Origin of the sequence: Nonomuraea sp. KM90 (assembly GCF_052246675.1) — a bacterium.
GTDB lineage: Bacteria > Actinomycetota > Actinomycetes > Streptosporangiales > Streptosporangiaceae > Nonomuraea.
The window spans coordinates 50,195-62,965 of record NZ_JBQQCB010000061.1; the positions used below are offsets into that span (position 1 = coordinate 50,195).

17 protein-coding genes are annotated in these 12,771 nt (G+C 73.1%); 12 read left to right on the forward strand and 5 right to left on the reverse strand.

Annotation, left to right across the window (positions count from 1 at the left end):
• Positions 1–4: 4 nt before the first annotated feature.
• From ACTWPW_RS39395 to ACTWPW_RS39425, 7 genes are read left to right on the forward strand one after another with little or no spacing between them, the layout of a single operon-like run.
• Complete coding sequence (locus tag ACTWPW_RS39395) at positions 5–334, forward strand: YciI family protein (RefSeq protein WP_375112420.1); 330 nt, start codon at positions 5–7, stop codon at positions 332–334.
• A complete protein-coding gene (locus ACTWPW_RS39400) occupies positions 331–1,563 on the forward strand; it encodes an RNA polymerase sigma factor (RefSeq protein ID WP_443171667.1) in 1,233 nt (410 codons plus the stop codon). The genes ACTWPW_RS39395 and ACTWPW_RS39400 overlap by 4 nt, the downstream gene beginning before the upstream one ends.
• 31 nt (positions 1,564–1,594) lie before the next feature.
• A complete protein-coding gene (locus ACTWPW_RS39405) occupies positions 1,595–2,179 on the forward strand; it encodes an ArsR/SmtB family transcription factor (protein ID WP_375112030.1) in 585 nt (194 codons plus the stop codon).
• A gap of 1 nt (position 2,180) precedes the next feature.
• Complete coding sequence (locus ACTWPW_RS39410) at positions 2,181–2,900, forward strand: SRPBCC family protein (protein WP_443171668.1); 720 nt, start codon at positions 2,181–2,183, stop codon at positions 2,898–2,900.
• Positions 2,876–3,259, forward strand: coding sequence for a GNAT family N-acetyltransferase (locus tag ACTWPW_RS39415; RefSeq protein WP_443171669.1), 384 nt, complete (start codon positions 2,876–2,878; stop codon positions 3,257–3,259). The genes ACTWPW_RS39410 and ACTWPW_RS39415 overlap by 25 nt, the downstream gene beginning before the upstream one ends.
• The gene (locus ACTWPW_RS39420; protein WP_443171670.1) at positions 3,256–3,765 is read left to right on the forward strand and encodes a hypothetical protein; all 510 of its coding nucleotides are present in this window, start codon (positions 3,256–3,258) and stop codon (positions 3,763–3,765) included. Before ACTWPW_RS39415 ends, ACTWPW_RS39420 begins: the two co-directional genes overlap by 4 nt.
• Before the next feature lie 4 nt (positions 3,766–3,769).
• Positions 3,770–4,252, forward strand: a complete 483-nt coding sequence (locus tag ACTWPW_RS39425; RefSeq protein ID WP_443171671.1) for a metallophosphoesterase family protein — start codon at positions 3,770–3,772, stop codon at positions 4,250–4,252.
• 22 nt (positions 4,253–4,274) lie between these two features.
• Here the strand turns inward: ACTWPW_RS39425 and ACTWPW_RS39430 are convergent, their stop codons facing one another.
• Positions 4,275–5,318: an ABC transporter substrate-binding protein gene (locus ACTWPW_RS39430; RefSeq protein WP_375112025.1), complete on the reverse strand. Its 1,044-nt coding sequence runs from the start codon at positions 5,316–5,318 to the stop codon at positions 4,275–4,277.
• A gap of 276 nt (positions 5,319–5,594) precedes the next feature.
• Between ACTWPW_RS39430 and ACTWPW_RS39435 the strand changes: the two genes are divergently transcribed.
• Positions 5,595–6,893 (forward strand): FAD-binding oxidoreductase, encoded by a 1,299-nt coding sequence (locus ACTWPW_RS39435; RefSeq protein WP_375112024.1) that lies wholly within the window; start codon positions 5,595–5,597, stop codon positions 6,891–6,893.
• A 124-nt stretch (positions 6,894–7,017) separates the two neighbouring features.
• Here ACTWPW_RS39435 and ACTWPW_RS39440 read toward each other — a convergent pair whose 3' ends face one another.
• Positions 7,018–7,815 carry an endonuclease/exonuclease/phosphatase family protein gene (locus ACTWPW_RS39440; protein WP_443171672.1) on the reverse strand — a complete coding sequence of 266 codons (798 nt, stop codon included), beginning with the start codon at positions 7,813–7,815 and terminating at the stop codon, positions 7,018–7,020.
• Positions 7,816–7,968: 153 nt separating this feature from the next.
• Here ACTWPW_RS39440 and ACTWPW_RS39445 point away from each other — a divergent pair, with 153 nt between their 5' ends.
• Together ACTWPW_RS39445 and ACTWPW_RS39450 are read left to right on the forward strand one after the other, a co-directional pair.
• Positions 7,969–8,457: a sigma-70 family RNA polymerase sigma factor gene (locus tag ACTWPW_RS39445; protein ID WP_375112022.1), complete on the forward strand. Its 489-nt coding sequence runs from the start codon at positions 7,969–7,971 to the stop codon at positions 8,455–8,457.
• Entirely contained in the window at positions 8,454–9,038 is a 585-nt protein-coding gene (locus ACTWPW_RS39450; RefSeq protein ID WP_443171673.1) for a hypothetical protein, read from the forward strand. Before ACTWPW_RS39445 ends, ACTWPW_RS39450 begins: the two co-directional genes overlap by 4 nt.
• 24 nt (positions 9,039–9,062) lie before the next feature.
• On the opposite strand, the gene ACTWPW_RS39455 is transcribed toward ACTWPW_RS39450, so the two are convergent.
• A complete protein-coding gene (locus tag ACTWPW_RS39455; protein ID WP_443171674.1) occupies positions 9,063–9,974 on the reverse strand; it encodes a LysR family transcriptional regulator in 912 nt (303 codons plus the stop codon).
• 171 nt (positions 9,975–10,145) lie between these two features.
• Between ACTWPW_RS39455 and ACTWPW_RS39460 the strand changes: the two genes are divergently transcribed.
• Complete coding sequence (locus ACTWPW_RS39460; protein ID WP_443171675.1) at positions 10,146–11,042, forward strand: SDR family oxidoreductase; 897 nt, start codon at positions 10,146–10,148, stop codon at positions 11,040–11,042.
• Positions 11,043–11,200: 158 nt separating this feature from the next.
• Positions 11,201–11,335: a hypothetical protein gene (locus ACTWPW_RS39465; protein ID WP_443171676.1), complete on the forward strand. Its 135-nt coding sequence runs from the start codon at positions 11,201–11,203 to the stop codon at positions 11,333–11,335.
• A 262-nt stretch (positions 11,336–11,597) separates the two neighbouring features.
• On the opposite strand, the gene ACTWPW_RS39470 is transcribed toward ACTWPW_RS39465, so the two are convergent.
• Positions 11,598–11,870, reverse strand: a complete 273-nt coding sequence (locus ACTWPW_RS39470) for a WGxxGxxG family protein (protein WP_375112017.1) — start codon at positions 11,868–11,870, stop codon at positions 11,598–11,600.
• Positions 11,871–12,002: 132 nt separating this feature from the next.
• Positions 12,003–12,680 (reverse strand): lysophospholipid acyltransferase family protein, encoded by a 678-nt coding sequence (locus ACTWPW_RS39475; protein ID WP_443171677.1) that lies wholly within the window; start codon positions 12,678–12,680, stop codon positions 12,003–12,005.
• Positions 12,681–12,771: the final 91 nt, after the last annotated feature.

The window sequence follows — 12,771 nt, forward strand, 5'->3', positions numbered from 1 at the left end:
GTACATGCTGATGATCTACGCCAACCCCGGGTCGCCGGTGGGCGACGAGGTGATGGCCGAGGTCGACGCGCTGATGGCGGAGCTCGTCGAGAGCGGCGAGCTCGTCGGCGGGCAGGCGCTGGACGGGCCCGCGAGCGCGCGGACCGTGAAGGTGCGCGACGGCGTGCCCGCCGTCACCGACGGCCCCTTCCCGGAGGCCAAGGAATACCTGGCCGGCTACCTGGTCGTCGAGTGCGACGGGCTCGACCGGGCCACCGAGATCGCCGCGCGCTGGCCGGACGCGCGGCTGTGCGCGATGGAGGTGCGGCCGGTCATCGACGAGGTGAACGGGTGAGCGACGTCGAGGGGCTGCTGCGGGAGCTGGCGCCGCAGGTCCTGGGCGCGCTCGTACGACGTTACGAGCAGTTCGACACGTGCGAGGACGCCGTGCAGGAGGCGCTGCTCGACGCCTCCCAGCAGTGGCCGGAGCAGGGGCTGCCGGACAACCCGCGGGCCTGGCTGATCACGGTCGCGGCGCGCCGGGTCATCGACCAGATGCGCAGCGAGCACGCGCGCCGGCGCAGGGAGGAGAGCGTGGCCGTCAGCGTGCCGGCCGACGAGTTCACCGCCCCGGCGCCGGGCGAGGAGCGGGCGGCGGACCAGGACGACACGCTGACGCTGCTGTTCCTGTGCTGCCATCCGTCGCTGTCGCAGCCCTCCCAGCTCGCGCTCACGCTGCGGGCCGTGGGCGGGCTGACGACGGCGCAGATCGCCAGCGCGTTCCTGGTGCCCGAGGCGACGATGGCGCAGCGCATCAGCCGCGCCAAGCAGCGCATCAAGGCCACCGACCTGGAGTTCCGGATGCCGCCGGAGGGCGAGCGGGCCGACCGGCTGCGGGTGGTGCTGCACGTGCTGTACCTGATCTTCAACGAGGGCTACACCGCCACCTCCGGGCCGGAGCTGCTCCGGGCGGACCTGACGGGTGAGGCGATCCGGCTGGCCAGGGCCGTGCACCGGCTGCTGCCCGGGAACGGGGAGGTCTCGGGGCTGCTGGCGCTCATGCTGCTCACGGAGGCGCGCCGCCTGGCCCGTACGGACGGGGACGGGCGGCTGATCCCGCTGGCCGAGCAGGATCGCGGCCTGTGGGACCGCGCGCTGATCGAGGAGGGCGTCGAGCTGGTCACCAAGGCGCTGTCCACCACGGTCGTCGGCCCCTACCAGGTCCAGGCGGCCATCGCGGCCGTGCACGACGAGGCGCCGAGCGCCGAGGAGACGGACTGGCCGCAGATCCTGGCGTTGTACGGGGTGCTGGCGGGCGTCGATGACAACCCGGTGGTGCGGCTCAACCACGCGGTGGCGGCGGCCATGGTGCGGGGGCCGCGGGCGGGGCTCGACCTGCTCGACGACCTGACGGGCGACGACCGGATGGCGGGGCATCACCGCCTGGCCGCCGTACGCGCCCACCTGCTGGAGATGGAGGGCGACGCGGAGGCGGCGCTGGCCGCGTACCGGGAGGCGGCCCGCCTGACCACCAGCCTGCCGGAGCAGCGGTACCTGGAGGACCGAGCAGCCCGGCTGTCTTGACAATGATTTTTTTCGGTGCCATCGTGCTCCCATGTACGAAGTGGCGGTGATCGAAGACCCCGCGGCGGCCGAGGCGTCGCTCGACCCCATGCGGTCGAAACTGCTGGCGGAGCTGGTGGAGCCCGGCTCGGCGACGTCGCTGGCGGCCAAGGTGGGCCTGGCCAGGCAGAAGGTCAACTACCACCTGCGCACGCTGGAGCGGCACGGCCTGGTGGAGCTGGTCGAGGAGCGCAGGAAGGGCAACGTCACCGAGCGCGTGATGCAGGCCACGGCCGCGTCCTTCGTGATCTCCCCCGTCGCGCTGGCCTCCGTGCAGCCCGACCCCGCCAGGTCGCCGGACCGGCTGTCGGCGCGCTGGCTGCTGGCGCTGGCCGCGCAGCTCGTCCGCGATGTCGGCACCCTGATCACCGGGGCGGCGAAGGCGCAGAAGCGGGTGGCGACGTTCGCCATCGACGGCGAGGTGCGCTTCGCGTCGGCGGCCGACCGGGCGGCGTTCGCGGAGGAGCTGGCACAGTGCGTGACCTCCCTGGTCAGCAAATATCATGACGAGTCCGCCGAGGGCGGGCGCGAGCATCGGCTGATCGTGGCCGTCCACCCCACCGTGAAGGAGCGCTGACGTGGGGCACGAGTTCGAGCTCCCCCACGAGGCGACGGTCGGGGCGACGCCGGAGGAGGTCTGGGAGGCGATCTCGACCGGGCCGGGCATCGACTCCTGGTTCATGGGGCGCAACGAGATTGCCGACGGCGTCGTACGCACCGCGTTCGGCCCGTTCGACATGCCGCCGTCGACCGTGACCGGCGCCGAGCCACTGCGGCGCTTCGCGCACGCCAGCGACAAGGGCGACGACGGGCGCTTCGTGGCCTACGAGTTCATGATCGAGGGCCGGGAGCGGGGCAGCACGCTGATTCGCATGGTGACCAGCGGGTTCCTGCCGGGCGACGACTGGCAGGACGAGTTCGAGGCCATGTCCAGGGGTCTGGAGCTGTACGTGGCGACGCTGGCCGAATACCTGGGCCACTTCACGGGGCGGGCGGCGACGCCGCTGACGGAGTTCGGCCCGCCGGTCACGGACTGGCCGGACGCGTGGAAGCGGCTGAACGCGGCCCTGGGCGGGCCGCCCTCCCCCGGCGACCGGGTCCGTTTCGGCCCCGGCGACCGTTTCGAGGGCGTCGTCTACCACCGCAACTCCCAGACGGTCGGCATCCGCTCCGGCGAGGCGATGTACCGCTTCCTCCAGGGGTTCGGCGGCTCCATGACCGCCTCCCACCTGCTGTTCGTGAGCGCGGACGACCAGGGGCCGGCGTGGCGGGCGTGGCTGGCGGACCTGTACGCCTGATCTCGGCGGGCCGGCTGGAGTTCCTGGCCGCGGACGCCGCCACCGGCGAGCGGCTCGGCCGCGTGGGCCTGGGCCCGCGGGGCGACGGCACGGCCGAGATCGGCTACTGGGTCGACCCGCGGGCCCGGGGGCGCGGCGTGGCGACGGACGCGGTCCGCGCCGCCTGCCGGTGGGCCTTCGCCACCCAGGGTCTGGAGCTGATCGAATGGCGGGCCGAGGTCGGTAACGTGGGCTCGCGCCGGGTCGCGGAGCGGGCGGGTTTCCTGATCGAGGGGACGCTCAGGAAGCGGCTCCGGCGGCATCGGGGCGTCCGGGTGGACGCCTGGGTCGGCTCGCTGCTCAAGGAGGAGATGCCGTGAAGCTCGACGTCCAGGTCGGCTCGGGGCTGGACGGCCTGCGGTTCGGCATGGACGAAACGCAGGTCAGAGCCGGGCTGGCCGCTTACGGGGAGGTCGTGGACGCGACGGCTCCCGGAGGCGCGCTCTGCCTTCGCACGCGGGGGCTCGACGCCTCGTTCTCGGTGTACGCCTCCTTCACGGCCGACGGCCTGCTGTTCACCCTCGAGATCTGGCGGCCGGATGACGCGAGCTCGATCGAGGTGAGCCTGTACGGCATCCCGGTCTTCGCCGCCCCCGCCGACATCGTCCTGGCCCGGCTGGCCGAGCTGGGGCAGCCGGTCGACCTCGCGGACCGGTGGCATCCGCTGCTGCCCGAGGCGTCGATCGGCCTGGACCGTGAGGGCGGCGACGACTGCGACGACGACGGGCTCGCCCGCCACTTCCAGTCGATGTTCATCGCCCCGCCCGGCTATTACGCGGGGCCGCCCGGGGCCGGGATGGGTGGTGTGCGGAGCGGGCAGGAGTGACGGGGTGAGAGTCGTCGCCTTGTCCGACACGCATGCGCCCAGGCGGTGGCGGTCGTGCCCGCCCCGGGTCGCCGAGCAGCTGCGGGGTGCGGACGTCATCCTGCACGCCGGTGACGTCTGCGTGCCGTCCGTCCTGGAGGAGCTGGCCGCGTACGCGCCCGTGCACGTCGTGAAGGGGAACAACGACGGGCCCGACGTGGTGGCGCCGGAGACGCTGGAGCTGACGCTGGACGGGCTGCGGGTCGGCATGATCCACGACAGCGGCCCGGCCAAGGGGCGCCTGGCCCGCATGCGGCTCCGTTTCCCGCACGCGGACCTGGTGGTGTTCGGCCACTCGCACATCCCGCTCGACGAGTCGGGTGAGGGGCTGCGGATCTTCAATCCGGGCTCCCCCACCGACCGCCGCCGCCAGCCGCACGGCACGGTGGGGCTGCTCACCATCGAGCGGGGCGTCCTGACGCGGGCCGAGATCGTGCCCGTCACCTGACGGCGGCCTACTTGACGGCGGCCTACTTGACGACGTCGTCGCGGGACTTGTCGAGGTTGGTCTTCAGTTCCTCCATGACCTTGGCGTACCCGAGGTAGCTGTAGCGCTCGGCCGCGTGCCACGGGTAGAGCTGGCCGGCCTTGACCGCGGGCAGCTTGGCCCAGGTGGGCTTCTTGGCCATCTCCTCGATCTTCATCGACTGGGAGCGCGCGTCCACGAGGATCACGTCGGCCTGGTACTTGTCGGCGTTCTCCCAGCTCAGCACCTCCCAGAAGCCGCCCTCGCTCTCCGTCGGCCGCTCGGGATAGACGATGTTCAGGCCGAGCTCGCCCCAGTACTTGAGGTCGGGGTGGTCCGGCAGGTACGCGACGTACAGGGACTCGGGGGTGGCGGTGACGATCATGACCTTGAGGTCGGGCTTCTCGGCCGCGAGGGTCTTCAGCGCGGCACTGGCGGCGTCGAAGCGGTTCTTGGCCTCGACCACGGCCGGGGCCTCGGGGTCCGCGCCGAGGGCGGCGGCGAGCTGGCCGTACTTCTCGATGATCTGCACCAGCGGCTTGCCGCTGAGCTGTACGCCGACCGTCGGCGCGACCGCCTCGACCGCCTCGAGCGACTGCTCGGGGACGTACCAGAGGGTGTCCTTCAGGTACATGCCCGACACCAGCAGGTCAGGCTGCACCGCGGCGTACTTCTCGACGTTGAACTCGCCCCACACGTTCCCGATCGACTCCACCTTGGAGATGTCGACCTCGCCGACCTCCGGGTCGCGGCCGCCGTCCTTGAGCTTGTGCGGGCCGAACACGGCGACCGGCTGCACGCCGAAGTCCCAGAGCGCGGCCGCCGCGGCCGACTGGGCGACGACGCGCTGCGGCCGCTGCGGGAGCGAGACGTTCTTGCCACGGTCGTCGCTCCAGGTCCAGGGGCCCTGCGCCGGCGCGGAGCCGGAGGCGGCGGCCGTCGCGGACGACCCGGCGGCGGGCGGCGCGGCCGTCCCGCCACAGGCACCGACGCCGAGCAGGGCGGCGGCGCCGAGGGCGACGAGGGCACGTCGCGGGACTGTGGCCATGGATTCTCCTCTTTGCACATGCTTTACCGTTGTCGTTCGGCGATTAGCTTAGCCTTACCTAACCAAGATGTCCCCCTGGGGTAGGCCCCTGCCGTCGCCGTACGACCCCGGGGGTAGGCGGGGCGGCGACGGGCGGCGGATTCGGGAACCCGCGTCCCGCCCGGATCCTGGAGCCCTCAAGAGACTTAAGGGGCGACGTAAGTCGACGGGAACGCGGCCGTAAGCGCCCTCGAGCACAGTGATCACACGAGATCACCGCAGAGAAGGGCCGAAGAGATGAGCCAGCCGTACAGCATCCAGGACGAGATCCGCCTCCCCGGGTTCACCGGCACGGCGCACCTGCCGGGCGAGGCCGGTTACGACGAGGGCCGCCGGTCCATGAACCCCTCCGTGGACGCCCGCCCGGCGCTGGTCGCCGAGGCGTACGGGGCCGGCGACGTACGGGCCGCGCTGCTGGCGGCGCGCGGGCACGGGGTGCCGTTCGCGGTGCAGGCCACCGGGCACGGCACGCACGCCGCGTGCGACGACGGCATCCTGGTCAGGACCTCCCCGATGGCGTCGGTGCTGGTGGACCCGGCCCGCCGGATCGCCCGTGTGGGGCCCGGCGCGCGCTGGGGCGAGGTGATCGCCGCCGCCGCGCCGTTCGGCCTGGCGCCGCTGTCGGGCTCGTCCCCCACGGTCGGCGTCACCGGTTACACGCTCGGCGGTGGGCTGGGCTGGCTCGGGCGCAAGCACGGCTTCGCCTCCGACAGCGTGCTGCGGGCCGAGGTGCTGCTGGCGGACGGCCGGCACGTCACGGCCAGCGCGGACAGCCACCCCGAGCTGTTCTGGGCGCTGCGGGGCGGCGGGGGCGGGTTCGGCGTGGTGACCTCGCTGGAGTTCCGGCTGTACCCGGTGGCCGAGGTGTTCTCGGGGTTCGCGTACTTCCCGATCGAGGCGGCGGCCCCGATGCTGGCGGCGTACCGGAGCTGGATCGACGACGCCCCCGACGAGATCAGCACCGCGCTCGTGCTCAGGCGGATGCCCGGCGACGAGCAGGTGCCGGCGGCGGTGCGCGGCAGGCACGTCGTGCAGCTCAAGGTCGTGCACGCCGGGACGGCCGAACAGGCCAGGCGGCTGCTCGCGCCGCTGTGGCGGGCCGCGGGCCCGGCGCTGCTGGACGAGACCCGGACCACCACGTACGCCGCCACGGCCATGGGCGGCACGCCGGCCCGGCAGCTGGACCTGCTCGACACGGTGACCGACGAGGTGGTCGGCGCGCTGGTGCGGGCGGCCGAGCACGCGCAGACCATCGAGATCCGGCACTGGGGCGGCGCCATGGGCCGCCCGGGCCCGGACGCGGGGCCGGTCACGCACCGCTCCACGAAGCTGTCGGTGATCGTGGACACGGTGGTGCCCGAGCTGGCCGGGGAGCTGCGGCCGTACGCCAACGGGGGGACCTTCCTGAACTTCCTGGCGGACACCTCGCGGACCGCGGCGGCGTACACGGCGGCCGACCTCGGGCGGCTGCGAGCGGTCAAGCGGGCCTACGACCCGGACGGGTTCTTCCGCGTCGGCCACGTCGTCCCGGCCTGACCGCCGCCGGCGGCCGGCGCGAGGGCGTCCATGACGGGCCCAGGGGCCGGTCGGCTGCTCACGACAGCCCAGCTCGGGATCAGGAGCGTCTGAAGAAGGCGGTGAGCCGGGGGCCGTCCGAGCGTCACCGGGCCGCTTGCAGATCCGCCGCAAGGCCGAAGTGGTCGCTGGCCCAGATGCCGTTGACCGGCCGGTCGAAGATCTGCCGGCAGTTCTCCGGGCGCAGCGTCGGGCCGTTTCCGTGGCAGCGGACGAAGAGGTAGTCAATGCGCCTGCCCGCCTCCAGGGGCCAGTTCCCGTTCTTCACGAGAGGATTGACCGGGGTGAAGGTGTGCCCCGGATCGTGTGGATGGGTCCACTGCCAGACGTCGCGGTAGGCCACGCTGGTTCCCCGCAGGGATTGCAGGCCGCTCCAGAAGCGGACGCTGGCCGCCTCCGGCGGGGCATCGAAGTCCCCGGCCACCACCACGTGCAGACCCCGCTCACCCAGCACCTCCTCGATCAGCCTCGTCGCATGGACGGCCTGCAGCTCACGCTCGTGCTCGTGAGCGAGGCGGAAGGAGGGTTTGTGGTTGACGAACAGCAGCGGCTCCGGCGCCAGAACCTCGGCGAGACCGATCCAGCCGGCGAACTCCGACAGGTTCACGCGGGTGGTGACGGCCAGTCTCCTCTGCCGGATCTCGCCCAGGGGCCAGCGGCTGGCGATCGAGGCCCGGGTGCCGTCGGCTTCGCCCTGCTCCTGGTGAACGACGTGGTAGCCGGGGCCCAGCAGGTCGACGACCTGGTCGTAGTCGTCTGTCACGACCGACTCCTGGAAGGCGATTAGATCCGGGCACAGGTCACGCAAACCGGCGATCAGCACTTCCCTGCGCTCGCTCCAGGAGCCGTGCCTGGCCCAGAGGTTCAGCGTGGCAACGCGCATATCCGGGCGCTACCCCCGTGTGCGGGACCGGCACATCTCCGACGTCGCCGGAGATGTGCGGCGGTACGGCGGGGGTCGCCGCCTCCATCGACAGGCGACACAATCGTGGAGGTTTCCGGTAAGTGTGATGGCGCTCCCAAGCGTGTAGAGGGTGTGGAGCAACTGGAGTTCGAGGAGTTCTACCGGGACAGCAGGGACGCGTGCCTGCGGGCCGTACTGGTCGGTACCGGGGATCCGCAGCTGGCCGAGGACCTGGTCGCCGAGGCCTACGTGCAGGCGTGGAGCGGCTGGCGCAAGGTGCGGGCGCATCCCGCGCCGCGCGCCTGGATCGTGCGCACCGCGCTCAACACCCGCGTCTCGTGGTGGCGCAGGCGCCGCCGCGAGGTCGCCCTGGCCGGCCATGACGCCGAAGGACACCAGCAGACGCAGGGCATCGACCCCGCGCTGATGGCCGCCCTGCGGCGCCTGCCCAGGCGGCAGCGGGAGGTGGTGGCGCTGCGGGTCTTCCTCGACCTGGACACCGAGGCCACCGCCAAGACCCTCGGCATCGCTCCGGGCACCGTAACCGCACACCTGGCACGGGCCGTCGCCACGCTGCGCGGCGACCTCGCCACCGCCATCACCCAGGAGGGCCAAACATGAACGACGTCTTCGACACCATGAGGGAGTCGATGGAGGGCGTGCATATGCGCACCCCCGTCGAGCGGATCGTCGCGGGGGGCCGGGCGCGCCGCCGCAGGAAGGTCACGGCGATCGCGGCGGGCTCCGCCGTCGCCGGGGGGCTGTCGCTGGTGGTCATGACCGGTGGGGCGCAGGTCAACGCGCCTCCCGCGGGCGTGCATGTCCAGCTCGCCGCCTTCTCCGTCGACAGCAACGCCGACGGTACGGTCACCGTCAAGCTCACCAAGGAGCAGACCCTCGACCCGGCGATCCTGGAGAGCACCCTGGCGCAGGCGGGCATCCCGGCCGACATCCGGATCAACGAGTTCTGCACGTCCCCGACCGACATCCCGGGTTTCGACAAGGTCATGGACAGCAGCAAGGAGGCGGGCGGGCAGGTCCTGATCACCATCGATCCGGCGGCCATGCCCGCCGGGACGAAGATCATCGCCGGCATCAGGACGCCCGACTACCTGCCGGACGACCCGAGCAAGCTGGGCGCCGTGTTCGGCCTGGCCCGCGACGGCGACACCCTCCGGTGCAGCACCGAGCTTCCTCGGTAGCGCCGACGCGGGAACCTCGCTCGGTCAGGCCGGTGTGGCGCCCCCCGGCTGACCGGTGAGGTGGGCCTGGGCGTACTTGCGGAAGGCCGCCACCAGGCGGCCGCGGTCGCCGGCGCGGGTCGCCAGCGCCACGTGGCTCGGCTCGACGCCTTCCAGGGGAACCGTGGTGAGGTCCGGCCGCAGGCCGGTGAAGTTGGCGCCGGCCGGGACGATGACCACGGCCTCCCCGCCCGCGACGAGCTCGAACTTGTCCTCCACGGCCTCGAGGAAGGGGCCGTCGGGGGCCGGGCTTCCGTCGGGCCGGGGGTCGATGCGCCAGAAGGCGTCCCAGACGGGGTCGGGCGCGCGGGGCAGGGGCTCGTCGGCGATGTCGTCGAGGGTGATCGACTGCTTGCCGGCCAGGCGGTGGTCGCGCGGCACCAGCAGGGCCCGGGGCTCGTCGTAGAGGACCGTCACGCGGAGCCCGTCGGTGGGGAACGGCAGCCGGGCCACCGCCACGTCCACCCGGTGGGAGAGCAGCGCGGTGTGCGGCTCGTTCCAGGCCACGTGCAGGGTGCGTACGTCGGCGTCGGGGTGCCGGTGGCGCAGCTCGCGCACGGCGGGCGTGACGATCAGGTTGGCGGTGTAGCCGACGGTGATCCGGTTGGGCCGGGCGGCGGCGCGGGCGCTCGCCGCCGCCTGCGCCGACGACCGCAGGACCGCCCTGGCGAGCGGCAGGAAGACCTCCCCCGCCTCGGTGAGCCGGCTGCCCTGCGGGGTGCGGTCCACCAGGCGGGCGCCGAGCTGCTGTTCGAGGCGGGCGATCTGCCGGCTCAGCGACGACTGGGTGAGGTGGAGGGTCTCGGCGGCGCGGCCGAAGTGCCGGTGCTCGGCGAGGACGGTGAAGCTCCGTACGAGGTGCAGGTCGAGGTCCGGCGGCGATGGCGACTCGGGCATGCACCCAGCCTAATGGCCGAACCCCTTGAGCTGTGGTGATGCGCGAAACGCGATGCGGCTTGCGGAACATTCATTGGACCTGGGACGCTCCGCGGGCGCAAGGTGGAAGCACCGGCCCCCTGCGACGTGCGGCCGGTTCTCACCTGCCCTTGCCAAGGAGTGCGTTTCATCATGCGCGTATTCGTCACGGGTGCGACCGGGTTCATCGGGAGCGCCATCGTCCGCGAACTGCTCGGCGCCGGGCATCAGGTCGTCGGGCTCGCCCGCTCCGAGGGGGCCGTCGCCTCGCTGGCGGCCGCCGGGGCCGAGGCGCACCGCGGCTCCCTCGACGACCTGGACAGCCTGCGCGGTGGCGCGGCCGCCGCCGACGGCGTGATCCACACCGCGTTCGTCCACGACTTCACCGACTTCGAGGCCGCCGTCCGGACCGACCGGCGGGCCATCGAGGCGCTCGGGGAGGCGCTCGTGGGGACCGGCCGGCCCTTCGTCATCGCCTCCGGAACCGCCGGCCTCGCGGCGGGCCGCGTCGCGACCGAGGACAGCGCGCCCGACCCGGGATCGTTCGGGGCGCCCCGGTACGACTCCGAGGTGGCGGCGCTGTCGTTCGCCGAGCGCGGCGTGCGGACGTCTGCGGTGCGGCTGCCGCCGACGGTGCACGGCGAGGGTGATCACGGCTTCGTCCCGGGCCTGATCGCCACCGCGCGGGCCAAGGGGGTCTCCGCCTACCCGGGCGACGGGTCGAACCGCTGGCCCGCCGTGCACCGGCTGGACGCCGCGCGGCTGTTCCGGCTGGCGCTGGAGGGCGCGCCCGCGGGCGCGCGCCTGCACGGGGTCGCCGAGGAGGGGGTGCCGGTACGGGAGATCGCCGAGGTGATCGGCCGGCACCTGGGCCTGCCGGTGGCCTCCATCTCCCCCGAGGAGGCGATGGAGCACTTCGGCTTCCTCGGTATGGTCCTCTCCCTCGACGTCCCCGCCACCAGCGACCTGACCAGGAAGCTGCTGGACTGGTCCCCCGACCGGCCCGCGCTCCTCCCGGACCTCGAGGCGGGACACTACTTCACCGCCTAACGCCTGGTCGTCGAAGAACGTCGAGCGCCGCCGGGACCGGGCCAGAAGCCACAGCAGCAGGGGCGCGCCGAGGGCGCCCGCGACCACGCCCACCGGGAGCTCCACGACCGGGATCAGCAGGCGGGCCCTCAGATCGGCGCTCAGCACGATGAACGCCCATGAGCCCCGCAGCCACGGGCGACCGCGACCTCCTCGCCGAGTTGCAGCACGCGGGTCCGAGGCCGGTGGGGAGCTGGAAGCCGAGCGAGCCGCGCAGGCGGGAGCGCGGGTCCTGGCTGCCGAAGACGAAGTAGCCCTCGTACAGGTCCAGGAGGCCGACGGTGACGACGCGCTGGGGCGCCGCGGTGATCGTGGTGCTGCCGTACGTGTGCTGCAGCGTGACGGGGAAGGCACCCCCGCTCGCCGTCGGCGTGGCCGCGGCCGGGGGCGCCGGCGCGGTGGCGCCGCAGCTCCTAACCCACTTGATCCGCTTCGCGCCACCGCGTGACACGGCTGCTGTGCGGCAGCCGTGCCACCTCGGATGGTCACCCCGGCCGGCGGCCGGGGCCGGCCCTGTTACGGGCGCGTCGTGCGGTGCGGGATGTGTTCGGCGGTGCCGACGTGGTTACGGTGCTTGCGCATGCCCGCGAAGCCCAGCAGGCCGAGCAGGCCCAGCAGGCCCCACAGGCCGGCGTTGCCGCCGCCTTCATCCCTGGTCTCGTTCGGCTGCGGTGCGGGTGTCACCTGGCTCTGCGCGACCGGCGCGACCGGCGTGTCGGCCGTCGCAGCAGTTGCCGGGGCTAGCGTCAAGAAGAACGCCAGGCCCAGCCCGGTGAGGGTCTTGCGCATTGGGTTCCCCCGATCCGGCGGTCTCAGCGACCGCGGAGACCGCCTATCACGCCTTCTCCGTGGAAGGCTCCCGATAGCGGGGCGATCTCCATATCCCCTGCTAAATACGCCTCTACCATCGTCCCGGGGGCATCAAACGCCTTCTCCTCGCGACGGGGCGCCGTGGCGATCGGGGATGCCCTGGCGTACGCGGGTCTCGCAGATCCTGGCAAGTTCGGTCCGGGCCCGCTGACGGGGTGCGGTGGGGGCGAGGCGTACGGGGGCGAGCAGCCTCACCTCGGCGACCAGGCCCCGGGTGGCGGCCACCCGGAACATGGAGGCGAGCAGCGAGTCGTCGCCCACGTAGCAGGCGCGGGTGGAGGTGACCGTACCCTCGCGGTAACGCAGCGTGATCGGGCGGACGGCCGCGCCCGCGTCGACCGCTGCCTGGAACACCGCCGGGCGGAAGCTGCCCATGCCGCGCCCGCACCACGTGGTGCCCTCCGGGAAGGCGACCACCGTGTCCCCGGCCCGGAGAGCGTCGGCGACGGCCGCCACGGCCGACGGGAGCGCGGACAGGCGCTCCCGGTCGATGAACAGCCCGCCGGCGCCCGCCACCAGCGTGCGGATGACCGGCCAGCCGGCGATCTCGCGCTTGGCCAGGGGGCGTGAGGGCAGGGTGGCGGCGATGACGAGGGGGTCCAGCCAGGAGACGTGATTCGCCACGACGAGCGTCCCGCCTGACGGGTCGTCGCCCGCCGCCCCTCCGGCGGCCTCGACGACGACCTCCAGGCGGATGCCCAGCGCCCGCAGGAGCAGGCGGGCCCACATGCGGGTAACCTCACCCTGCCACCGCGACGCACAGTCACGGGAAGCGGCGGCGGTGCCAGCGGGGGCTGGGGTGCGGGCGGGGGCGGGGGTG